The sequence below is a fragment of the Lipingzhangella rawalii genome (genome assembly GCF_031628175.1).
In the GTDB taxonomy this organism is placed as follows: Bacteria; Actinomycetota; Actinomycetes; order Streptosporangiales; family Streptosporangiaceae; genus Lipingzhangella_A; species Lipingzhangella_A rawalii.
Genome location: NZ_JAVLVT010000003.1, coordinates 328,780 through 352,807 on the forward strand (window position 1 = coordinate 328,780; position 24,028 = coordinate 352,807).

The 24,028-nt window shown below is 70.4% G+C and carries 14 protein-coding genes; 10 read left to right on the top strand and 4 right to left on the bottom strand.

The features are described 5' to 3' along the window. Positions 1-32: 32 nt before the first annotated feature. From RIF23_RS08270 to RIF23_RS08295, 6 genes are all read left to right on the top strand, one after another. Positions 33-1,370, top strand: a complete 1,338-nt coding sequence (locus RIF23_RS08270; protein ID WP_407659424.1) for a KamA family radical SAM protein — start codon at positions 33-35, stop codon at positions 1,368-1,370. Positions 1,371-1,531: 161 nt separating this feature from the next. Beyond that, positions 1,532-2,362 carry a hypothetical protein gene (locus tag RIF23_RS08275; RefSeq protein WP_310911817.1) on the top strand — a complete coding sequence of 277 codons (831 nt, stop codon included), beginning with the start codon at positions 1,532-1,534 and terminating at the stop codon, positions 2,360-2,362. 16 nt (positions 2,363-2,378) lie between these two features. Continuing rightward, a complete protein-coding gene (locus RIF23_RS08280; protein ID WP_310911818.1) occupies positions 2,379-3,410 on the top strand; it encodes an ROK family glucokinase in 1,032 nt (343 codons plus the stop codon). 59 nt (positions 3,411-3,469) lie between these two features. Further along, positions 3,470-4,378 carry a DUF2397 family protein gene (locus RIF23_RS08285; protein WP_310911819.1) on the top strand — a complete coding sequence of 303 codons (909 nt, stop codon included), beginning with the start codon at positions 3,470-3,472 and terminating at the stop codon, positions 4,376-4,378. Further along, on the top strand, positions 4,375-5,682 hold the full coding sequence (locus tag RIF23_RS08290; protein ID WP_310911820.1) for a DUF2398 family protein: 1,308 nt from the start codon (positions 4,375-4,377) through the stop codon (positions 5,680-5,682). The genes RIF23_RS08285 and RIF23_RS08290 overlap by 4 nt, the downstream gene beginning before the upstream one ends. 141 nt (positions 5,683-5,823) lie before the next feature. Further along, positions 5,824-9,948, top strand: a complete 4,125-nt coding sequence (locus RIF23_RS08295) for an SbcC/MukB-like Walker B domain-containing protein (protein WP_310911821.1) — start codon at positions 5,824-5,826, stop codon at positions 9,946-9,948. A gap of 711 nt (positions 9,949-10,659) precedes the next feature. On the opposite strand, the gene RIF23_RS08300 is transcribed toward RIF23_RS08295, so the two are convergent. Both RIF23_RS08300 and RIF23_RS08305 read right to left on the bottom strand, forming a co-directional pair. After that, complete coding sequence (locus RIF23_RS08300; protein WP_310911822.1) at positions 10,660-11,898, bottom strand: MFS transporter; 1,239 nt, start codon at positions 11,896-11,898, stop codon at positions 10,660-10,662. Between the two features lie 158 nt (positions 11,899-12,056). After that, complete coding sequence (locus tag RIF23_RS08305) at positions 12,057-13,673, bottom strand: peptide chain release factor 3 (RefSeq protein WP_310911823.1); 1,617 nt, start codon at positions 13,671-13,673, stop codon at positions 12,057-12,059. A gap of 850 nt (positions 13,674-14,523) precedes the next feature. On the opposite strand from RIF23_RS08305, the gene RIF23_RS08310 reads away from it, so the two are divergent. The 3 genes from RIF23_RS08310 to RIF23_RS08320 are packed head-to-tail and all read left to right on the top strand — an operon-like array spanning position 14,524 to position 18,808. Then, a complete protein-coding gene (locus tag RIF23_RS08310; protein ID WP_310911824.1) occupies positions 14,524-15,990 on the top strand; it encodes a hydantoinase/oxoprolinase family protein in 1,467 nt (488 codons plus the stop codon). Then, the gene (locus RIF23_RS08315; protein WP_310911825.1) at positions 15,987-17,156 is read left to right on the top strand and encodes a DUF917 domain-containing protein; all 1,170 of its coding nucleotides are present in this window, start codon (positions 15,987-15,989) and stop codon (positions 17,154-17,156) included. Before RIF23_RS08310 ends, RIF23_RS08315 begins: the two co-directional genes overlap by 4 nt. Continuing rightward, positions 17,147-18,808: a PucR family transcriptional regulator gene (locus RIF23_RS08320; RefSeq protein WP_310911826.1), complete on the top strand. Its 1,662-nt coding sequence runs from the start codon at positions 17,147-17,149 to the stop codon at positions 18,806-18,808. Before RIF23_RS08315 ends, RIF23_RS08320 begins: the two co-directional genes overlap by 10 nt. Before the next feature lie 56 nt (positions 18,809-18,864). Here the strand turns inward: RIF23_RS08320 and RIF23_RS08325 are convergent, their stop codons facing one another. Together RIF23_RS08325 and RIF23_RS08330 are read right to left on the bottom strand one after the other, a co-directional pair. Further along, positions 18,865-20,289 carry an alpha/beta hydrolase domain-containing protein gene (locus RIF23_RS08325; RefSeq protein WP_310911827.1) on the bottom strand — a complete coding sequence of 475 codons (1,425 nt, stop codon included), beginning with the start codon at positions 20,287-20,289 and terminating at the stop codon, positions 18,865-18,867. A 136-nt stretch (positions 20,290-20,425) separates the two neighbouring features. After that, positions 20,426-21,364: a nucleoside hydrolase gene (locus RIF23_RS08330; protein WP_310911828.1), complete on the bottom strand. Its 939-nt coding sequence runs from the start codon at positions 21,362-21,364 to the stop codon at positions 20,426-20,428. 83 nt (positions 21,365-21,447) lie between these two features. Here RIF23_RS08330 and pcrA point away from each other — a divergent pair, with 83 nt between their 5' ends. Further along, a complete protein-coding gene (gene pcrA / locus RIF23_RS08335; RefSeq protein WP_310911829.1) occupies positions 21,448-23,763 on the top strand; it encodes a DNA helicase PcrA in 2,316 nt (771 codons plus the stop codon). Positions 23,764-24,028 lie beyond the last annotated feature (265 nt).

The window sequence follows — 24,028 nt, forward strand, 5'->3', positions numbered from 1 at the left end:
AGCCAACCCGACGTGACCGACGAAGGAGACGAGTGACTGTGCAGACAGACGCGGCGGCGCCGACCGGGGTCGCGCCCGCCCCGTCCGGCGGGCGACGGTTCCGCGCCTACACCACCAAGCACCTGGACGAGCTGACGGCGCGGGCCGGACTCGGGGACGAGGAACGGCTGGCGACCCGGGCGGTCGCGACGGTGCTGCCGTTCCGGGTGAACGCCTACGTCATCGAGGAGCTGATCGACTGGTCGGCCGCGCCCGACGATCCCATCTTCCGGCTGACCTTCCCCCGTCCGGACATGCTCCCCGAAGCGGACGTGAACCGGATCTCGAACCTGCTGCGTCAGGGGGCCTCCCGCAAGGAGCTGACCGCCGCGGCCAACGAGGTGCGGGCCAAGCTCAATCCCCACCCGGCCGGGCAGATGGAACTGAACGTGCCCACGCTCGGCAATGAGGACCCCGTGCAGGGTGTGCAGCACAAGTATCCGGAAACGGTGCTGTTCTTCCCCAAGCAGGGCCAGACGTGTCACGCCTACTGCACCTACTGTTTCCGTTGGGCCCAGTTCGTCGGTGAGCCCGACCTGCGCTTCGCCAGCGACGAGATCGACCAGCTCGTTGCCTACCTACGCGCCCATCCGGAGGTCACCAGTGTGCTGTTCACCGGTGGCGACCCGATGATCATGGGGGAGGGGGTCATCTCCCGCTACATCGAACCGTTGCTGGAGATCGACACTCTGGAGTCGATCCGGATCGGCACCAAGGCCCTCGCCTACTGGCCGCAACGTTTCGTGACCGATCCCGACGCCGACGAGACGCTGCGCCTGTTCGAGCGGGTGGTGGACTCCGGAAAGAACCTGGCTTTCATGGCACACTTCTCCCACCCGCGGGAGATGGCCCCCGACCTCGTCCAGCAGGCGGTGCGCCGGATCCGGAACACCGGAGCGGTGATCCGGACCCAGGCCCCCCTGATCCGCACCATCAACGACGACTCCGCCACCTGGGAGAGCATGTGGCGCACCCACGTGCGGCACGGCATGGTGCCGTACTACATGTTCGTTGAGCGCGACACCGGGCCCCAGGACTACTTCGCCGTTCCGCTCGCCCAGGCCTACGAGATCTTCCGGGGGGCCTACCGTTCGGTGTCGGGACTGGCACGAACCGTCCGGGGGCCCTCCATGTCGGCCACCCCCGGCAAGGTCTGTGTGGACGGCGTGACCGAGGTCGCGGGTGAGCGGGTCTTCGTGCTCCGCATGCTCCAGGCCCGTAACCCCGAACTGGTCGGGATCCCGTTCTTCGCCGCCTACGACGAGAACGCCGCCTGGCTTTCGGACCTGCGGCCCGCCCTGGGAGCCGACCGTTTCCCCTTCGACCCCTGATTCGATACCCGAGTCGTGCTCGGACGGGTCCGACCTGCCTGTCCGAGCATCCACGTCGGGGACGTACTGTGGCGGGCTGGTGCATCCATGCGGACTCTGGGGCCAGGGTCGCGGGAGTGCCAGCCTGTCCGTGAGGTTCCCGTGTGGCGAGGAGACGTGGAATGGTCGAGTGGTTCACCGGCCACATCGTGGGCACCGGGCGCCTTCCCCTGTTCTGCTTCTTCGTCTCCTTCGTGGCGGGTTTCCTTCTGATCCGGATCAGTGTGCGGCTCGTGCGAGCCCAGGTGCGCTGGTGGCCCGGAAACCTCACGCCCGGGGGTGTCCACGTCCACCACGTCGTGTTCGGGGTGGCTCTTCTCCTACTCAGCGGGGTAACCCTGCTGGCTCTGCCCGAGCGTGACGGCTGGCCGCTGGTCCTGGCCGCCGCAGCCTTCGGGCTGGGCGCAGCCCTCGTTCTGGACGAGTTCGCGCTGATTCTGCACCTCCGGGACGTCTACTGGACCGAACAGGGACGCACCTCGGTGGACGCGGTGTTCGTCGCGGTGGCACTGACCGGACTCCTACTGCTGGGGGTGCGCCCCTTCGGCTGGACCGAGGTGGCCGCGGCGGCGACCGGAGCCAGCGCCGACCACGGAGCATCCGCGGTCCGGGCCGCGGGCTTCGTCACCCTCGCTGTGCTGAACCTTGCCGGGGCGATCGTCAGCCTCCTCAAGGGCAAGATCTGGCTGGGCCTCGCCGGAGTGTTCCTCCCCGGCCTCTCCCTGATCACCGCCCTACGTCTGGCTGTCCCCGGATCCCCGTGGGCCCGCTGGCGCTACCCCCAGGGCTCGGTGCAGCTCGCCCGGGCCCAGGCACGCGACCTGCGACTGCGCCGTCCCATGATTCGGGTAAAGATCCGGGTGCAGGAACTCATCGCCGGTCGACACGATCTCCAGCGGCTCCCCGCCCCCGTCGTGTCCGCCACCGACAACGCCGGGAGCACACCGGCCTGACCAGCGAGGACTAGCTATGGCAGGGCGAGGCCGTCCGCCCCGCCGGGGTCTGACCATCGGAGTCGACATCGGGGGGACCAAAGTCGCCGCGGGAGTGGTCACCCCCGCCGGGCAGGTTCTGGACCGGGAACGCCGGGAGACCCCCGACCGCAGTAAGAGCCCCCGGGACGTTGAGGAGACGATCGTGGCGGCCGTGCTGAGCCTGAGCCAGCGCTATCCGGTCGCGGCGGTGGGGGTTGGGGCCGCGGGCTTCGTCGACGTCGACCGCTCCACCGTCCTGTTCGCCCCCCATCTGGCGTGGCGCAACGAGCCCCTGCGGGACGCCCTCACCGCGCGGCTCGGACGTCCCGTCGTCGTGGAGAACGACGCGAACGCCTCCGCGTGGGCCGAAATCCGGATGGGAGCCGGCCAGGGACACACCGACGTACTCGTGGTGAACCTCGGAACCGGCATCGGGGGCGCAATCGTCCGGGAGGGGCGCCTCCAGCGTGGGTACTCCGGCCTGGCCGGGGAGTTCGGACACATGGTCGTCGTTCCGGGTGGGCACCGGTGCGAGTGCGGCAACCGTGGCTGTTGGGAACAGTACGCCAGTGGCAATGCCCTGACCCGGGACGCACGGGAACTCGTGGCCGCGGACTCACCCGTGGCCGAGGGCCTGATCCGGGCGGTCGACGCGGACCCGGAACGCATCACGGGCCCGCTGGTGACCCAGCTGGCCCGGGCCGGAGACCGCGCCTGTGCCGAACTCCTGGACGATGCGGGGGGATGGCTCGGTCTCGGCCTGGCCAACCTCGCCGCAGCCTTCGATCCCGAGCTCATCATCGTCGGTGGCGGTGTGTCCGACGCCGATGACCTGCTGCTCGGCCCGGCACGCCGCACCTACCTGCGCAACCTCACCGGGCGGGGGTTTCGTCCGCAGGCGCCCGTGCGTGCCGCGGCTCTGGGTAACGACGCCGGCATGATCGGCGCCGCCGAGCTCGCCCGGGCCGAACTGCCGCGGTGGCGGCGGCAGCGGCGCCTGCGGCCCGGGCGCCCATCCGCACAGTGAGCGAAACGACCGCCCGCCACCGGTCCCACACGGGCGCAACTGCCCCTAGTCTGCTGAGAATGGGTGAGCTTGCGAACCGGTTGGAGCGTCCCGCGACCTCGGCGTGGGACCAGCCCGCCGTACCTGCGGGAACGTCCGTCGGCCGACCCGAACTCCTGCGGCTGGCCGCGTGGTTCGACGCCGCTGATGCGGACACGGCCCACGTGCTGTTCACCACCACCTTCCGCCTGTATCCGGCACAGTGGCTGGCGGGCGATCCCGACGACCCGGGCGGATCAGCCACGAACAGCCAGATCGAGGCGCGCCAGCCACCCCGCAGCTGGTGGACACCGCCCCCACGGGAGTCCTCCCCGGACGACACCGAGGCCATCGCGATGCCGCCACAGACGGAGCGCACCCGCGACCGGCTCCGCGCCGAAGCCGAGGCCGAGGCGCACTGGCGGCGCGCCGCCGCCACCGAAGTACGCCAGGTCCTGCGGGAGGGCACCACGCCCCAGGACCGCAGCGAACTCACGCTGTCGCGGCAGGGGCGGGAACTCCTGGTGGAACTTCTGGGCGCCGCGCTCGGCGGGGGAGCGCCCGACCACGCCCCCCGCTCCGCCGGCGATCTGGAGTACGACATCCGGGTGCACGTCGTGGCCGACCCCGAAGCGACCGTGGTTGTGCGCGACCCTGAGGGGGAGCTGACCCTTAACGGAGTGTCGCTGTGGGCCGGCGCCTGGGACGACGAGGAGCCCCCGTCCGCGAGTGACCCCGCGGCCGCGCAGCGCGCATCCGGCTGTGCACAGTCGGATGCGCGAACCGATACGGTCCCGTTCCGGCACCTCGTATCCACCGCATCCACCACACCCCCAACGGAGACATCCCCGACCCAGTCACCTTCCCCAACGACGCTTTCCCACCCGGGGGAGGGTCCCGAGGGCGCGGGACCGGGGGAGGCCGAGGAATCGGCTACGGAGGCACCGTGAGTACCGAGGATCTGGCCCAGGGCGTCGAACGGCAACGGGCCGCACGCCGACTCCTGACCCGCCCGCTCATCACCGCAGGGGACGCTCCCGAGGAGTTCGCCCTGGTGCAGGCGCACGCGGACTGGCTCATCGGCCGGTTCTGGGCCCTGCTGGAGTACCGGCTGGATGTCACCAGGGACCACGCACGGTTGGTGAAGTCCGAGCCGCCCCGTCGGCCCGCAGCGCTGGGGCGGGCCAGCGGCCTCCCGTTCAGCCCGCGCGCCTACGCCTATCTCACCCTCGCGATCGCCGTACTCCAGGACGCACCGAGCCCACTGGGCCTGGACCAGCTCCTGGCCGGGATCCGCAGCGCCGCCGCCGAAGCGGGCCTGAACCGCGACCCGATCGAGCGTCGGGCCGAGCGGCGTGCCTGCGCGACCGCGCTCCTGCGACTGCACGAGTGGCGGGCACTCAACGGCCCGGTCGAGCCCCTGGCCGAACTGGCGCTGTCCCCCGACACCGGGGAGTTGGGCACCTCCGAGTCGAGTGTGGAATCCGGGGCCGCCACCCCGCGGCGAGGACGGGGACACCACGCGCCGCCCGAGTCCACGCGGTACACCGTGCGCCACCCGATCGTCCGTGCCCTGGTGACCCACCCGCCGCGGACCCAGTCGCGGGTGGACGAGCTCGTGACACCCCCCGGTGGACTCCAAGCGGGGGGTGCCGCGGGCAGTGCCCAGGCGGAACGCGCCGCCGGTCGCGCCGTACTGCGACGCCTGGTGGAGCACGCGGTCGTCTATCGGGACGAGCTCCCCCAGCCGCAACGTCTGTGGCTGGGCCGGCACCAGTGGCGGGCGGTGGCCGCCCTCACCGATTTCCTCGGTGGCACGGCCGAAGTCCGGGCCGAGGGCGTCGCCCTGCTGGTGCCCGATACCGGGGCCAGTGCCGTCGCGGCCACTGCGGGAACCCTGAACACGGGCACGGGCGCAGGTACAGACACAGGCACAGCCGGGGGCGCCGGAGCGTTGTTCCCCACCCCCACCGAGACCGATCGGCTCGCCTGCACCCTGCTCGACCACCTGGTCGCGGAACTGCGTCCCACCACCCATCCGGTGGTGGGGGTACCCGTCCCCGCGGATCTGCTGGAACGGTGTACGCAACGGGTTATCCCGGACACGGCCACCGTGACCGGTGCGGCCGTGGTGCAGCGCCTCTGCGAGGTGGGCTTGCTGGACGACAACCCGGACCGGTCCGTCGATCAGCACAGCGGGGAGGACGGCTGGCGCCTGTTGGCAGCCGCCGGCCGTTGGTCGACACCGGGATGAGCACCCCCCGCGTGGAGTGCGAAGCGGTTCGCCGTGCCCGAGCACACCGAACCGCAAACCGGGATCGGCACGGTTCCGGGTACTGACGACGAGCAGCAGAATGGGACGATACGGCGTGCGGCACGAAGCGGAGGATGGTCGATGACGGGCACCGATCAGCTGATCGCAGGTACGCCAACCGTCGACGGAACACCGGGGAGCGCGCGCTATCGCCTCACCCGAGCCGGGATCCACAACGTGTGGCAGTATGCCGACCAGACGTTCCAGTTCGCGGACGGCCGGCTGCTGCTGCGTGGGCGGAACGGGGCCGGCAAGTCCAAGGCTCTGGAGATGCTCCTGCCCTTCCTCCTGGATGGGGATCCGCGCCGACTCGACACCACCGGAAGCGGACGAACGGGGCTGCGCTGGCTCATGCGGCAGAGCCGCCGGTTCGACGATGGGCCGCTCCGCGGCTATGTGTGGGTGGAGTTCGTCGCCGGCACCGAGGACGACGCAGCCCAGCGCAGGACGCTCGGCTGCGCGATCAGCGCCGTACCCGAAGAGGACTCGGTACACCCGGTCTTCTTCGTGACCGAGCTGCGTGTGGGCGAGGACCTGCACCTCCTCGACGACACGGACGGACCGCTGAGCCTGGACCACCTCCAGGACGCGGTGGGTGCGAACAACTGCTACCGCGACGGCGTCAGCTACCGCGCGCGGGTCATGCAGGAACTGTTCGGACTCGACGATCCGGTCCGGTACCGCAATCTCGTACACCTGTTGCACCGACTGCGCCGCCCCACCATCGGAGAGCGCATCGAAGCCGGGGAGCTCGTCTCCGTACTCGCCGAGGCGCTGCCCCCGACCGACGAGACCATCCTGGACACGCTGGCCCAGCACCTCGCCGCGCTGGACGCCGCGCGTGGCCGTCTGCATGGGCTGCGGGCCGCAGCCCAGAACATCGACAGCATGCTCACCGACTATCGGGAGTACCTGCGCGGGGCCTTGCGCAGCCGCGCCGACGAGGTCCGCGGCCACCTGGACACCTACGCGGACTGTGCCGCCACGGTTGAACGGCTACGCACCGAGGTCGAGGAGTGCCGCGCCACAGAGTCCGCCCGGCAGGAGGAACGGGACCGGCTACGTCGCACCCGGGACACCGCCACCGCGGACGACGGAAGCCTCGCCGGTGCGGCCGCCGCCAGCACCGCCCCCACCACGGCCGAGCAGCAGGCCCACCAGGCCGCGATCGGTGCCTACGCCCGCGCTGCGGAGGCGGCCGCTGCCGGTACCGAGCACGCCCGCGCCGCGGAATCGCACGCCGAGCAGCACCTGGCGGCCACCACCACCGTGCTGCACCAGCAGCTCGACGAGCTGCGACAACTGCACGGCACCTGCCGCGACGCCGCGCACGCCGCCGGTCTCGACCTGACCGAGCCGGTGCCCCAGCCGGGCACCAGTGTGTTGGCCGCCCGCGAAAGCCGCACCCTGGTGGACCTGGAGGGGCTGGAACACTCTGTGGAGCGGGAGCCGGTGACCGGGATCGACGCTCCGGCGCTGCGCGCGGGGCTCTCCCGCCTGGCCCACGACATCGACCACCTCACGACCCGGGCCACCGAGCGCCGCGAGGTGGCCACGCGCCTGCACGCCGACACCGACACCCTGGCCCAGGCGCGCCGACGCGCCACCGCCCTGCGGGACGAGGCCGAGTGGCTCGACGGCCAGTTGGAGATGTGTCTGCGTCGGGAACAGCAGGCACACGAGGATGTGCGCTCGGCCAGCGACAGCTACACCACGGCGGTGCGGGACTGGATCGCCCGGGTGCGCACGCTCAGCCCGGACTCCGGTCTCGACCTGACCGCCCTGGAGGCCCGGGTGGCCCTACCTCCGGATGGCACGCCCCAGCCGCATCCCACAGACCTGCCCGCGACCGTCACCAAGGAAGCCACCGAGATCCTGCGGGGGCTCGTCGGGGAGCTGCTGGAGCTGCGCGACGCCAATGTCGCGGAACAGCGGGAGCTCGGCAGTGAGCTGGACGATCTGGCCGCACGCAAACGTGCGCAGGGCCAGCACACCGCACGGCATTCGGACGCGCCCGTGGGGCCGTCGGGCGGAGAGGACGACGGGCAGAGTACCGCCGAACTGGATCGACGGATCGCAATCGCCGAGGCCCTGTTGGCGGAGACGCGGGAACGCCACACCGAGATCGCCGAGCGCCACGACCAGGTGGCCGGCCTGCTGCACGTCCTACCGTCCGGGGCGGACCTGTTGTCGGCCTGGGCCGTGGCCACCAACGCGACCGACCTTCGGGCCGCGGCCGCCCAGGAGGCCCGCGCCTCCGCGCAGCGCGCCGACGCCGCCCAGACCGAGGTGCAGAACCTCGAGGCGGAGGTTACCGAGACCGCGCACCACCATGGTCTGCCCGCCGACGGTGCCGCACTGGCCAGGGTCCTGTCCGCCCTCACCCGAACCGAAGCAACCCTGACCACGCTCCGGAGCGGCACCCGTTCCGTGATCGCCGCCGTCGACCGCTACAGTTCCGAGGTGGCCACCTGGCAGCGGCTGCGGGCCGACCGCATTGCCGCCGAAGACGGACGAACCGCCGCCATCCAGGACATGATCAGTGTGCGGCGCGACATCGAGCTGACCGACCGTGCCCGCACCGCCAGCCCCGAACAGATCCAGCAGGCCCGAACCGAGGTGCGGGGGCGTGGGGCCGAGGCCGGATCCCGCCTGCCCGAGCTGGAGCGTGCCGCGCAGGACGCCCGGGACGCGCGCGTGGCGGTGGAGACCCGGTACGAACTCGCCGAGCGGGAGCTCGCGACCGCCGCGGACCGGGCACTGGCAGCCGGTACCGAGTTCCGTGCCCTACTCGGAGATCCGGAACCGGACGAGGATCTCCTGCACTGTGTCGGGGCGAGTGATCTCGCCACCCACACCGGGACCATACGCGCCTTCGATGCGGCGATCAGTCGGTCGTCCGGGCCGGACGGAGCCACCGAGTCGGACGGCGCCGGGGAGGCACCCGCCTCCGCCCGCAGCACCGCCCTCACAGCGTTGCGTGACCTCGTGGATGCCGTGGTCGACACCGTGCAGCGGGCCGACCCTCCCCCGGCACACGCGCCCGCCACAGCCGGCGCCGGGGACGACAGCCCGGACCATGCGTACCACTCCACGCCGGACGACACCGACGCCCCCGACGACGTCCCCGATGGCGCGGCCGCCGTAGCAGCAGCCACCGAGTCCGGACAGCCGGATGAGCCCGCGGGATCTCCACCCCGCCCCCAGCCCACCGACGCCCCAGAGGGACGCACCACCCCCGACGACAACGACATCCTGCGCGGCTACGAGCTGTTGTCCCAGCGCCTCGCGGACATCGGGGCCGAGGTCAACCTGCGGGTGGAGCTTGGCGAGACCCGTGCGGTCAAGCGCCTGCGCATCGTCGATGACCACGGGACCCACGACATCAGCCGCTACGCCAGCCACCTCGCGGACGCGATCTCCGAGGCGGAGAAGAACGTTCGACTCCGGGAGGACGAAGCCTACGAACGCCAGCTGCTCGGCGAGCTGGCCGGACACCTGTACCGGCAGATCACCGAAGCGCGTTCCCTGGTTGCCACCATGAACGAGGTGCTCGGTGAGGTCACCACCTCGCAGGGCATCGGTGCGCGCCTCGACTGGCAGCTTGCTGCGGACGCCGACTCCGACATCAGCGCGGTGGTGCCCCTGCTGGAGTGCCCACCCGACCAGCGCAGCCGGCTGGAGACCACCCGGCTGCGGGATGCGCTCCGCCGGTGTATCGAGGCGATCCGACGCCTGGACCCCGGGGCGAGCCACGGGGCCCAGCTGCGCGCCGCCCTGGACTACCGGTCCTGGTTCACCTTCACCGTCTACGTGGCCGGCGGGGCCCAGGACACCACCGAACGACCGTTGACGGGGCGTACCGCACTCAGTCAGGGCGAGCAGCGGGTCATCGCCTATCTGGTCCTGTTCGCCGCGGCCGCCGCCCAGTTCGGCTCCCTGGCACAGCACGCCCCGCAGGCACCGCGCCTGATCCTGTTGGACGATGCGTTCGCCAAAGTGGACGAGCCGACCCACGGTCGGCTGCTGGGACTGCTCGCCGAGCTGGACCTGGACTTCGTGCTCACCTCCGAGCGACTGTGGGGCTGCTTCGCCAGCGTGCCCAGCCTGCACATCTACGAGTGCATGCGCGATCCGCAGGTGCCCGGGATCGCGACCCTGCACTTCTCGTGGGACGGGCGACGCCGGCGACTGCTCGGGGAGTGAAACCCCATCGGCCTTTCCCGCCCCCCATGGTCTGGGGGCGGCCCCGAGACGCCAGAACCGCACCGATCCCACCCCGACACGATGCCCCGGTACCGGGATCACCGGACGGCACTCCCCAGCCCCGGTCTAGGGTTCCTCCTGCTCGGGAAGCGGGTTGTGCTCGTGCCCGGTGTTGGCGCACATTCGGCACGGCTCGTCGACGCGCACCCAGGTGATAGCCCCCGAGATCGTGTCTCGACGCGGCATCTCCGGCTGCCACCATCCCGTACCGTCACACCCCCGGCACGGCCGGTCCGGACGGAGACACCACTCGCAGTCGGGAAGCTTACAGTGCGTGCTCTTCTGGCGATCCATCACCTGCATTGGCCCGTTCCCCCGCACGTGCTGCAATCTTCGACACTGTCCACCCAGTCGATCGTCCCGTCGGGGCGCTTCTTGGGTCGTTGGTAGGTGAGCTTGCCCGTCCCCCTGCACTTGCCGCAGGGTGGTGGATCCTGATTGCGTGCCATCTGCCCCGTATCTCCTCCGCACTCCCCAGGAAGTGACAGGGGTAAGACTGGCACCCGTGGGCGTCCCGGTCGAGGTCGTAGCACGTCATGGTCGGCCAAGCGGCCATTTTTCCGCGATGAACGGTCGGAACCGGTGCATACGGATGCCGCACGCGTCTCCGGCCCAGTCCACGTGGACGCGGCCGGACACCACGGCTCGGCCTCATGCGGAGGCGGGCTGCTCCGGCGGTGCGGAACGCGCACGTGGGGGGCGGGCGAAGGGAACAGCGAGGGCGATCACCGCCGGCAGCACGGCCAGCCCGAGGACGACGGGGGCATAGGCCCCCACGATGTCATGCCCCAGGGACAGGATCAGCGGGGCTACCGCGGTCGAGGCCACGGCCAGCGACTGGCTCATACCCCGCAGGGTCCCCAGGATCTCGGTTCCGTAGTAGTACGGGAAGGCTGCGGCCTCCACCGCACGGGCGGCCGCGCCTGCCGCCCCCAGCGCTGCACCGAAGGCCAGGGCGCTGACCCCGGGGCTGACCACCGGCAGTAGGGCGAGCGTGACCGCGTGCGCGCCCATCGCGATCGACAGCAGCACCTTGGGCGAGAACCGGTCCGTTGCCGAGCTGAACAGCAACGACGCCAGCAGCCCGGCCAGAGTTTGGGGGAGGAACGTGGCCGCGGCCTGGGTGGGGCTCAGGCCCTGCTCCCCGAGGATGGCGACCAGGTGGAAGAAGACCGCGGTGCTGACCAGGCCACTACAGGTCACCACGCTCGCGATCGCCCAGAACATCGACGTGCGCAGCACGGCCCGCATCGGCCAGGTCGGCGATGCGGGCGGCGTCTCGTCCGTGGCACCGGAGCTGTCCCCCCGCGCGCCCCGTCCCGGATCCGGGGTGTCGGTGGAGGTGCCGCGTCGGAGGCCGCGCATTCCCCACCAGGCGATCGGAACGATGATCGCCAGGACCATGCCGGACTCGACGACGAATGCCATACGCCACCCCAGCAGGGCGATCAGGCGCTCCGCCAGCAGGGGAAACAGCGAGATTCCGGCCGTGCCGATCGCGCTGGTCACACCGAGCGCGGTTCCGCGGTTCCGGGTGACCGCGATACCGACGGCGGTGGTCGCGATCATGGTGACACCGCCCTGGCCCAGGGCACGCGCCCCCACGAAACCGGCGGTCAGGCCGAAGACTTCCCGAGTGGTGGCCAGGAGCAGCAGGAACGCCGCGAAACCCAGCGCCACCGTCACCAGGGTGGGGCGCACCCCGTACCGGTCCACGGCACGACCGATCCAGGGCAGGGACACCGCCCCAGCCAAGGTGCCCACCATGTATGCGGCGGACACCACGGAGCGGCTGATGCCCAGATCGGCGATCATGGGGTCGATGAACACCGCGAACCCGGCCGTCTGGCCGGGGCCACTGAGCGCGAGGACGGTTCCGGCCAGCGCCACCAGGACCGCGGGTCGCCGGCCGGAGCCGGCGTGGCCAGCCTGCGTGGCGCCCGATAACTTCTCGGGCGTGTGTGTCGTGTTCAGGATGACTCCTCAGGGAGCGCGCGCCGCGATCAGGGCGGCACGCGGGCGCGGCGTGGCGGCCGGGCCCGGACCGCTCAGGCCGAGACCCCGCCCGCCAGTAGCGCTTCCATGGTCAGTTCGGGATGGTCACGCTGGATGACCTTGAGCCGCCACTTGTTGTGCACGAGCACCAGCAGCTCACTGTCCTGGCGCCGGGTCAGCACCTCGGCTCCGGACAGACTGTGCAGGGTCGGGGCCGAGGCGGCGTCGGTGCGTCGTGCGATCGAGTAGTCCAGCGGAGACAGTTCCACCGGCGCGTTGAACTCCTGCTCCATCCGCCCGCGGACGACGTCGAACTGGAGCGGGCCGACGGCGGCGAGGACCGGGGCCTGCTCCCCACGCACATCCGAGCTGAGGACCTGGACCACACCTTCGGAGTCGAGCTGGGCGATCCCGCGCCGGAACTGCTTGTCCGTACGGGTGTCCTTGGCCCGGGCCACCGCGAAGTGTTCCGGGGCGAAGCTCGGGATCGGCGGGAACTGCACCTTGGGTCCATCGTAGAGCGTGTCCCCGACCCGCAGCGCACTGGCGTTGACCAGTGCGATCACGTCCCCAGGGTAGGCGGTTTCGATCGTGGAGCGTTCCGAACCGAACACGGCCTGGGTGTACTTGGTGGCGAACGGCCGGTCGGTGGTGGCGTGGGTGAGGACCATGCCGCGTTCGAACCGGCCCGAACACACCCGTAGGAAAGCCATCCGGTCCCGATGCGCCTTGTCCATATTGGCCTGCATCTTGAACACCTGGCCGGAGAACGGAGCATCGACCGGGCGCGGCTCGCCGGACGTGTCCAGGCGCGCCTCCGCCGCGGGAGCCAGGTCGACCAGGGTACGCAGCAGCTGCGCCACCCCGAAGTTCGGCAGGGCCGCACCGAACAGCAGCGGGGAGGAGATCCCGGCACGGAAGGTCTCGGGGTCGTACTCCGCTCCGATCTCCTCCAGGAGCGCCAGCTCCTCCTGTGCCTGGTCCCAGGCCACTTCCTCCACCGCGGCGGCCTGCTCCGCGGACAGGTGTTCCTCCTGGGCCCGCGTCGCGCCACCGGGTGTGCGGTGCAGTTTGGTGTAGGCTCCGCTGGCGCGGTGGATCAGCCCGCGGAAGTCGCCGGCGATGCCCACCGGCCAGTTCAACGGTGTGGGGCGAAGCCCGATCTGCTGTTCCACCTCGTCCAGCAGTTCCAGGGGTTCCCGGCCCGGCCGGTCCCACTTGTTGACGAAGGTCACCACCGGAACGCCGCGCGCGCGGCAGACCTCGAACAGTTTCAGGGTCTGGGGCTCCAGGCCTTTGGCGGAGTCCAGCAGCATGATCGCGCAGTCCACCGCGGACAGCACGCGGTAGGTGTCCTCGGAGAAGTCGGCGTGCCCGGGGGTGTCCAGCAGGTTGAGGACACAGTCGTCGTAGGTGATGCGCAGCGCCGCCGACGTGATGGAGATGCCGCGGTCCTGCTCCATGGACATCCAGTCCGAGGTCACCCCCCGACGGTCTCCCTTGCCATGCACGGCGCCGGCTGAGGTGATCGCCGCGGCGTGCAGCGCGAGGGCCTCGGTGAGCGTGGACTTCCCGGCGTCCGGGTGGGAGATAACAGCGAAGGTGCGCCGCTGCGCGGCGGCTTCGCGTACCTCGGCGGTGTCCTGAGCTGTTCCTGTCGCCGTGCTCACCGGCCTATGCCCCCTCGATCCCTCGGATGGCTGGCTGGTCGGGACCGTGACGGCCACGTGCCCGGCCCCATACAGACTAAGTGACCCAGACACACGAATATTCCGCGTGCCGACGCCCCCTCCCAGTCCGTCAGCACGCGGAATGACCCCGTAACGGGGGACTTCAGGCTATCGCACCGGATGCCCGACGTGAAGCTTGTATGCAATCCCGCTTCTGCGAAATGCCGGGCGTTCTGAAACAAGGTTGGCAACGGATGTGTGTGCACGGTCGTATACCGGAGCGGATGGAAAATCCGGAAATGGGGCTCGTTTCTGGGGCGCGCCTTGGGTAGCGTTCCCTGTGGGGCCGCGCCGCTTCTCCCCTCCCGGTGGCGTTGGCCCCGCGCGCATGCGCGGGCGGCGCCGCCCGGGAGGGGTTGGACGACGCCGCCCACAGCAGTCTGGGAAGATGGGGCCCTCCCCGGCGTGGTGCCGGAACCCCCGTCGCCCCGCTGCCCGCGCAGTTGCGGTGTTGTCGGCGGGAGAGGTCGACCCGCCGTTGATCCGGCTGTCCGCAGCGCGTGGCACACACTCTGCCACCCGGCCCGACGCCCGGACTGTGCCTCCTGCATAGACACCCCTCAAACGCCTGTGCATTAGGCACAGACATCCGAGGTGTTGGGATGGCCGCTGCGGACGCCACCACTGCGCAGCACGGTGGCTGAGCTCCGGTATCGTGCGGTCACTCACCCAAGGAGTGTTTCGTGGACACTTCCGGATCAGCGCGCGGCCCGCAGGAGCGCGGAGCCGCACGCGGATCCACGACGGGCACCCTGGTCTGGCTGTGCGCGTATACCGGCGCCGGGGAGGTGTGCCCTGGGGACGTGATCCCGGAATAGTCCCAGACCCCAGTTCCGCCCAGCTGTACCGCTTCTCCGCTGCTTCGGGGGCGTCCATGCGTATCGGCGTCAGTATTGGCCGCGGACGCGCACGCGTCAGTGCGGCCGTGCTCGACCCGGACACGAACGACGTTCGGGCGGCCGCGGCCAACACCCTGGCACCGGCAGACTCCGACACCGAGGCCCTCCGACGGTCCACGACCGCTCTACCGGGGACACGAACCGAGGCCAGCTCGGTGACCATTGCCGGAGACTGGGTGACACGCAGCTTGGCCACCGGAGTCGATCTGGCCCCAGCGGCCGCACTGCGACTCGCCCAACCGGGAGGGACCGCCCTTCCACCCCTCCTCGGCTGGCCCGAGCACCTGCGAACAACCGCCCGCGAACGCTGGGCCGTGGTGTCCGGTGGCCACGATCCCCTCGGTCGTCCCCTGGCCGAGCTGGACACGCGCGCTGTGGCCGAGTTCGCCCGCCGTGTCCGGGACGACGGTGCCCAGGGAATCGCGGTGACCGCGGCAGGCAGTCCGGCCGTGCCCGGCCACGAGATCGCGGCCGCCGAAATCATCGAGCAGGTCGCCCCCGACCTCCGGGTCGTGCTCGCACACGAACTCGGTGCGCTCGGCCTCCGGGCCCGCGAGAACACGGCCGTGCTCAACGCCGCGCTGTGCCCACTCGCCGCGACCGTGCTCCACACCTGCCAGAGCCACCTCACCCACCACCATCCGGGCGCCGCACCGTTCTTCGTGCGCTACGACGGCTCGGTGGTCAACGGCGAATCGTTCCGCCGCCTCCCAGTCACCACCGCGGACGCGCATCTCGCCGCCGAACTCTGCGGCGCGAGCGCGCTCGCCGGGCAACAGAACGCACTCGTCGTGGCCTTCGGCGCCGAAACCACCGATATCGGACTGGTGGACCGGGGGCGTCCCCACCATGCCCCCCAGGGCACGGCGACGATCGCCCCCGGAATGCCGGTGAGTCTGCCGCTTCCCATCCACGAGACGGTGTCCGGGGGCACCCGGGCGTTCACTGGGGACGGGGCGGCACAGGCGGCCACGGACCTGGTTCGTGTGGTCACCCGGTTACAGGAGTCGGCCGTGCCCCGGCCCGTGCTCGTCGTCGGAGACCCGGGGGCGGCGGCCCACCTACCGCAGGCCCTGGCAGCACACGCACCCCCGAACGGCACGGCAGCCGCCGCGGTGGGGGCGGCGCTGGCCCAGCCAGCCGCCGAGATCAGTCGGGTGGTGCTCGCCGAGCGCAGCGATCTCTCCCTGATCCAGGAAGAGGCCCGCGCCGAGGCGCTCGCGGCGGTGGCACGCGCCGGCGCCGATCCCGCCTCCGCACACATTGTCGCCGAACGGGTTGGTCCGGTGGGATACCTTCCATCCAACGTGCATCGGTTGTGGGTCCGTGCCGCCGGCCATGTGGGAGGACATCCGTGACTGCTTCGCCTCCGTCCCCATCCGCGCCGCCGCCCCGCGACCAGATCACCCTGGATGAGCTGGACGATCTGGTGATCGGTGCCGAACTCTTCTCGTCCGGGGGAGGCGGAACCGACGGCCCCGCGGACTCCCTGCTGGACTGGGCACGCCAGGCGCTGGCACGCGGCCCCGTTCGCCTGCTGGGCCCGGACCGCAACCCAGGGCAGGCCCCAGAGGCCCACGCGGACGATCCCGGAAACCGCGCACAACACCCCGACTGTGTGGCCGTGCTTCTCGTCGGTACCCCCACGATGCTGGAGGAGCACCTCCCCACCGGCAACGAGACCCGAGCGGCCGTGGCTGCGCTGGAGCGCTGGACCGGGGGGTCACTGCGGGCCATCGCGCCGTTGAACATCGCCGGTGTCAACTGCCTTCCCGCGGTCATCACCGCGGCCCAGCTCGATCTGCCCCTTCTGGATATCGACGGCATGGGGCGTGGCTTTCCCCTGGTGGAACAAACCACCTACGCCCTGGACGGAATCGACCCCACCCCGCTGGCCGTCGCCGGTGGCAACGGTGAGGTTGTGGTGGTGGACCAGCCGGCCGCCAGCCTGGAGTCGATGCTGCGGCCACTGGTCCTGGGATGTGGAGGCTGGGTCATCTGTGCCTGCTACCCGGCCAGGGTGTCGCGGTTCCTGCGGGCCGGCATTCCCGGCAGTATCAACCGCGCCATCCAGGCCGGCCACGCCCTACGCCACCCCGGAGACACGACTTCGGACGGCCATGCGCTGGCGCGCCGGCTCGGTGGGAGGCTTCTCTGCCGCGGTCGGGTCGTCGACGTGGAGTACAGTCCGGACCGCAGATCCACCACCTCCCACCCGGCCTCGGTGTCCAGCCTGGTGATCGAGGAAGCCGAGCGGGCCCGCCGCATCGTGCGTCTCGAGGCCCACAACGAGATCCTCCTCGCTCTGGCCGACGGCGGGGTGATCGGGTCCGTGCCGGACATCATCTGCCTGGTCGGCCAACACTTCCGCCGGGTGATCGACATCGAACAGGTCACTCCCGGGCTGGACGTGGACGTGATCCTCCTGCCGGCCGCACACCACTGGCACACCGCACCGGGAATGGCGCTCGCCGGCCCCGCGGCCTTCGGGTTACCCGAACTGGGGAACCGCCCATGCGCATAGCCAACCCACTGTCCGTTGCCGAACTGGTTCGCAGCGGTCCACTCGCCGAGGCGCGGCCGCTGGGTACCGCCGGACTCGACGGCGAGGTGCACTCGGTGCGCCTGCTCGACGAGCTCGCCCCCGTCACCACAGGAATCGCGCACGCCGTGTTGGTGGTCACCGAGCGGGCGGCCCGTGGTGGCTGGACCGTCGAAGCCACGGTACGGACCGCCTGGGAGCGCGCTGCCGCCTGCGTGGTCATTCCCGCGTCGTCTGCGGCCACATCCACCGAACTGGTTGCCTCCCGGCTGGGTGTGCCCGTGCTCGCCGTGGACCGCTCCACCCAGGACGTCGGACTCGAACTGGCCGCGGCCGTCGCCCGTCCCGACGCCGCCCGAGCCGTGGTGACCGCACGTTGCGCCAACCGCCTCGCCGAGGCCGGCGCCTCCGCACGACCGATCCTCGGGGTCCTGAACCGGGAACTGCCTGGAGTGGACGTGGCACTGGTCACGCCCTCCGGAGCGATCGCCGCGGGACGAACCAGTGCGGCCCGGCTGTGGGGGGAGTGTGCGGCAGCGGCAGCCACCGACGCAGGCGCTCCCGAGGCCACCCTCGCGGCGAACCGGCTGGTGTCCGCCCCCGTGCCAGGTCCGGGCCGGCGGGAGTTCGGCCACCTCGTCGCTCTGGTGCACGGGTACTCGACCGGATGGGCAGCCACGGTTCGCGGGGTTCTGCGCCTCGCCGCCGGTCTCCTGACGGGCTGGGCCTCGACAACGCGCCTCCAGGCGGAACGGGAACCGCGCGTTGCCGCGGTGACCCTGCGGCGGATTCTCAGCGGGATCGGCGAGGAGAGCACGGCACCGGTACCTGGTGACGGCGCCGTCTCACAGAGCCCACGACCGGAGGACACCACAGCCGAACTACGCCTGGCGTCCTGGGGGTGGCCGACGACAGGCCCCATGGTCGCCGTGGCGGTGGTGCCCGCCACGGTGGAACCGGCGGCTTCCCCCGAGCCGGGCGTGGCCGCCGCACCGCCGGCACCAGGTCCGGACGGAGCGACCTCCGTGATCGACCACTCCCGCGAGGTCAACGCCGTGTGGTCGCGCCACCTGACGACGACCCTCATCCCCTATGCGGACGGCTGGGTCAGCTGCCACGCCGTCTCCGAGCAGGCGGGGTTCCACACCCGACTCGTGCGCCAGGTGGAAGACGCCGTACACGAACTCGCACCGCTGGTGGAACTGGTGGCGGGGGTGGGGCGGGTGGAGACCGGAACTGCGAGACTGGCAGCCACGATCCGCAGTTCCTGGGAGGCTGCCCGGGATGCCCGCAGCTGCGGCCCCGGGGCGGTGGTCCGGGCCGGAACCCTGGGGCCGCGCCGCCTGTTGGCCGGAATCCCGGCCGAGCTGGTTGGACCGGCCCGGGAGGTCCTCGCCGACGTGCTGGCGGCGGACCCGGACCGGGTGCTCATCACCACGCTGGCCGTGGTGCTGGACCATGGAGGTTCCGTACAGGAGGCCGCAGCCCGGCTGGGTGTGCACCGCAACACGGTCACGGCGCGGCTGGACCGCCTACGCTCCCTGGGGGCCGACCCCCAGTCACCGCAGCAACGCCTGGCCCTCCATCTGGCCTGCCACCTGCTGCGGGAGCAGCCCGGTACCGAGGACTCCTGAGGCCTGCGTTGGACGGGCGGGTCCCGCGGGCCGAGGCCGCCCGTCCAGTGTCCGTATCAGCGGCCGATGTCGGAACGGGCCGCCTCGCGGCGATTCTCCGCGGAGTCGGCCGGCACCACGAACCCGTCCCGCAGCAGCTCACGCTCGGCCTGTGCCACCTCGGACATGTAGTGCCCATGGTTGCGGTACCGCTCGTCGAGCTCCGCAGCGTCGAAGGGTTCATACGAGCCGAACAGGACACAGAACGCGCTGTCGTCGTCCGCCGGCGCGTTCACACCCGTGTTGACCGCGGTGGGCACGGTCAGGGCCGAGGTGCGGATTCCCCCCAGGGCCATGCCATCGGCGTCGCGCGCGATGGCGCCATCCTCGGTGCGCTCGATCGGCTCGGCCATCGGCGGAGCCGCACCACCACCGGACCACGTGTCGAGGTGGTCGAGACTGGCGTTGATCACCTGGTGCAGCGGAATCCGACTGAACGGTGGGGACACGCAGTTGTACTGCTCCTCGCTGCCGAGATCCCGTTCGGTGACCTCGCTGCGGGCGTCCTGGCCCGCCCAGGGAGAGTGTCCCGAGCCCGCCACCTGCCAGTTCCGGAAGTGCTCACTGTCCGCGGGGCTGTCCCCGTCCAGACCAATCAGCACATCGTTCTCCGTGACCACCTGGAACACGGGTTCGGGGCCGGTCGGCTCGGATGGCGCGGCTCCGACCATGTAGCCGTATCCGTCGAACACGGGCTCGGTTGCCGGCAGCACGTCCTCGTAGTAGTCCACCATCCGGCCCGCCGACTGGGAGGCCCCGATCGCCAGCAGCTGGTCGATCTCGACATCGCCGAGGAGGTCCGCGCCGTCGGAGGCGATGGCCTGGCCCGCTTGGGCGAAGATGTCGTAGGAGAGCTGGTCGTCCGGCACCGTGCCCCCGTCCGTGACATCGAGGTCCCCATACCGGGCGGGACTCCACCCGGTCAGGTGGGACACTCCGACGTGCTGCGCCGACACGCCCACCCAGGTGTATCCGGAACGCATGATGTGCTGTGCGCTCGGCGCCCACAGCGCATCCAGATCGTGCCCGGCCGTGACGTTCTGCCACTCCACCAGTGCGGTGCCGTTGGCGGAACGCGCCTCGGCGGGGCGCCGCACCACGATCCGCGTCGTATAGGGGTGTTCCGTGGTCACGGCCTGGTCCTCGAACTGGCGGGCGCTTCCCCGCACCAGAAACTCCTCCTCCACGTATCCGTGTGCGTCGAGATCCTCGGTGCTGGCGAAGAAGGGATAGGTGTCCTCGATGTCGTCGGACTTGGGGTCGCCGGGAGGGCTGCCCGCGAGGGGGCCAATCACCTCGGGAGCCGGGACCGAGGCGGTGCCGTCGCCCCGGTCGGTATCACCGTTGCTGTCCGGGTCCGTGGCAGCGGCCGGGGCGGCGAGGCCACCCAGGAGCACGGTCGCCGCACCAATGACGGACAGGCGCACAGAGGGCTGGTTCATGATGTCGCGTCCTTGGAAGCCGGGGTAGGGGTACAGGGCCACAGTCGGTGCGACGACTATGGGCGCGAGCCACACCCCCGGTAAATCCCGGAAACCACCGGTCGCTGGGCGACGCCGCCCCGGGCGCAGCAGTGGCCTACCGGAGCGCGGTCAGCAATCGATCCAGAAAATCCGAACTGCGCACTGCGGTCGCGATCCGCACGGCGGGACGATCATCGGGGCCGGGTTGATGGCGCAGGTCGGCCACGGTCATGCCCCGGGTGTGTGTGCCGGTCAGCTCCACATGGACCGGACACACCCGGGCGTCGGTGACCAGACCCGGATCCAGCAGGATCCCCGCAGCCAGCGGGTCGTGCATCGCACAGGCACGTTCGGCGACCATGCGCCCGTCGTACCAGCCAACGTAGAACTCCAGGAATCGCGCGCAGTACCGGGCCCGGTCCGAGTCGAAGGCGGCGAGGCGGGACAACCACGCCTCGGTGGCCAGCGTCCGCATCGTCACGTCCAGGGCCACCAGTGTGAGGTCGAACCCCGCGCCGAGTACGCGGTCGGCCGCTTCCGGATCCTTGGCCACGTTCGCCTCGGCCCACGGGCGCACATTGCCCGGGACGGCCACCGCCCCACCCATGACCACGACGCGCCCCAGCAGCTGCGGGAGTTCGGGCTCCAGCGCGAGTGCCAGAGCCAGGTTGGTGCAGGTGCCCAGGACCAGCACGTTGACCTCCCCCGGGTGCCGGCGTGCAAGGTCAACCAGGTGGCGGGCGGCGGATTCCTGGATCGGAGCGTGATCGCTCGCGGGCAGCTCGACCTCACCCAGACCGTTCTTGCCGTGGACGTGCTCGGCGAAGCCGAGCTCGGTTCGGCCCAGCAGTGAACGCTCGGCGCCCCGAGCCACCGGAACCGTCGCACGGTCGAAGAGGTGCAGGAGACGCAGGGCGTTGTCCGTCGTGACGTCGACCGGGTTGTTCCCGAACACCGATCCGACGCCGAGGAGATCGACCTCGGGCTGCGCCGTGAGGTAGGCGAGGGCGAGCGCGTCATCAATCCCCGGGTCGGTGTCGACGAAGATACGCAACCTGACTCCTTACATGCTGGTATGCGGCGGTATAAGCCTACGCAGGTCCACACGGGACGCGGGACCTGGCTAGTCTGGGGAGGGTGTCAGCGCCAGTTCCAGCCCCAGCGTCAGCCGCAGCGTCTCGGCTGCTTGACGGACTCAACGACCAGCAGTGCGCCGCCGTGACCCACGCGGGTGGCCCCCTGCTCATCATCGCGGGAGCAGGGTCGGGAAAAACCCGGGTCCTCACGCACCGGATCGCCTACCTGCTGGCCCAACGTGAGGTCCGGCCCAGCGAAGTGTTGGCGATCACGTTCACCAACAAGGCCGCGGCCGAGATGCGGGAACGGGTCGAGTCGCTGCTGGGGAGCCGGGTCGCCGCTGGCATGTGGGTGCTGACCTTTCACGCGGCCTGTGTACGGATCCTGCGTCGGGAAGCCAGCCGTCTCGGATACCCGAGCAGTTTCACGATCTATGACGCCGCGGACTCACGACGCCTGATGCAACTGGTCTGTCGTGAGCTGGAGCTGGATCCCAAGCGTTTTCCACCCAAGTCCCTTTCCGCCCAGGTCTCCAACCTCAAGAACGACCTGGTGGACTACGACACCTTCGCTGAACAGGCCGGTAGCGACGCCGAGCGTCAGCTCGCAGCGGCCTACCGCCGCTACCAGCAGCAGCTGCACGCCTCCGGCGCCATGGACTTCGACGACCTGATCATGGTCACGGTGGAGCTGCTTCGGATGTTCCCCGATGTCGCCGAGTACTACCGGCGCAGGTTCCGGCACATCCTCGTCGACGAGTATCAGGACACGAACCACGCCCAGTACGCCCTGGTGCGGGAGCTGGGGGCGCCAAGCGACAACGGGGCGGACCTGGCCGCGCCAGAGCTGTGCGTCGTGGGTGACGCGGACCAGTCGATCTATGCCTTCCGTGGCGCGACCATCCGCAACATCCTCGAGTTCGAGCGCGACTTCCCCAATGCACGCACCATCCTGTTGGAGCAGAACTACCGTTCCACCCAGAACATCCTCACCGCCGCCAATGCGGTGATCGAACGCAACGAGGACCGTAAGCCCAAGCAACTGTGGTCCGCGGCTGGATCCGGGGCCAGCATCGTCGGTTACGTTGCGGACAACGAGCACGAGGAGGCCACCTTCGTCGCCGGTGAGATCGACCGGCTCACCGACGAGGGTGCGTGCACCCCAGGGCAGGTCGCGATCTGTTACCGCACCAACGCCCAGTCCCGTGTGTTCGAGGACGTGTTCATCCGCACGGGCCTGCCATATCGGATCGTCGGCGGGCTGCGCTTCTACGAGCGCAAGGAGATCCGCGATCTGCTGGCCTACCTGCGGGTCCTCGCCAATCCGGAGGACACCGTGAGTCTGCGTCGGATCCTGAACGTGCCCAAGCGCGGGATCGGGGACCGGGCTGAGGCCGCTGTTGAGCTGCACGCCTCTCGGGAGCGGGTGAGCTTCGCCCAAGCGCTCCGGGATGCGGCCAACGCCCCAGGGATCGCGACACGTTCGGTGAAGGCGATTGCCGACTTCGTGGACATGATGGACCAGCTGCGGGAGCTGCTGCCCACCCATGGGCCCACCGAGGTGATCGAGGCAGTCCTGGAACGCAGTGGCTACCGGGCCGAGCTGCTGAACTCCACCGACATCCAGGACGAGACGCGCCTGGAGAATCTGGACGAGTTCATCCAGGTGGCTCGGGAGTTCGAGAACGGCTACGGCCAGGACGGCCCCCAGGATTCGGATCCGGAGGCCGCTTCCGAGGAACCCGCGGAGACCGGGGAGCCCGGGGAGGAGGTACAGCCGACGGAGGCGAGTCTGGTCGAGTTTCTCGAACAGGTGTCCCTGGTCGCGGACACCGACCAGATTCCGGACAGTGCGGAGCACCGGGTCACGCTCATGACCCTGCACGCGGCCAAGGGGCTGGAGTTTCCCGTCGTCTTCCTCAGCGGAATGGAAGACGGGGTCTTTCCCCATCAACGCACCCTGGGGGATCGTCCGGCGCTGGAGGAGGAACGCCGCCTGGCCTATGTCGGAATCACCCGTGCCCAACAGCGGTTGTACGTCACCCGTGCGGCGGTGCGGTCGGCGTGGGGAACCCCTGCCTACAATCCGCCCTCGCGTTTCCTGGACGAGTTGCCCGCCGAGGTCGTGGACTGGCAGCGCAGCGAGGCGACGACGGGAGCGGGAACCGGCCGGTATCCCTCGTCGGGGACTCGGGGGGACTCCCGGGCACAACCCACGCTGAGTAGTGGGGACATGGTTACGCACGACAGCTACGGGATGGGAAAGGTGGTGCTCGTCGAAGGTACGGGGGACCGCACCCGGGTGCGCGTCGACTTCGGCGCGGACATCGGGGAAAAGGACCTCGTCGCCCGCTACGCACCCCTGACCAAGCTCTGAACCGCTGTCGGTGGTGTGTGGTTTGAGCACCCCCGTATGGGGGTTATGCTGGAGACACCGGACAGCGCGGGTGGCCCTGCCACCACGGTGATCCGGGTCCACACACCGCCGGGACGGAGCACTCCGAAACTGCGGTAGAGTGGAACCACTCCCGAAACGAAGCGGTCAAAACCCTTGACTCGCTGAGTTGCGGGGGTAGACTGGAAGGGTTGCCCCGAAAGAGATTCTCTGCTAAGCTGAGGATCAGCCGGGGGCAGCCCCGACA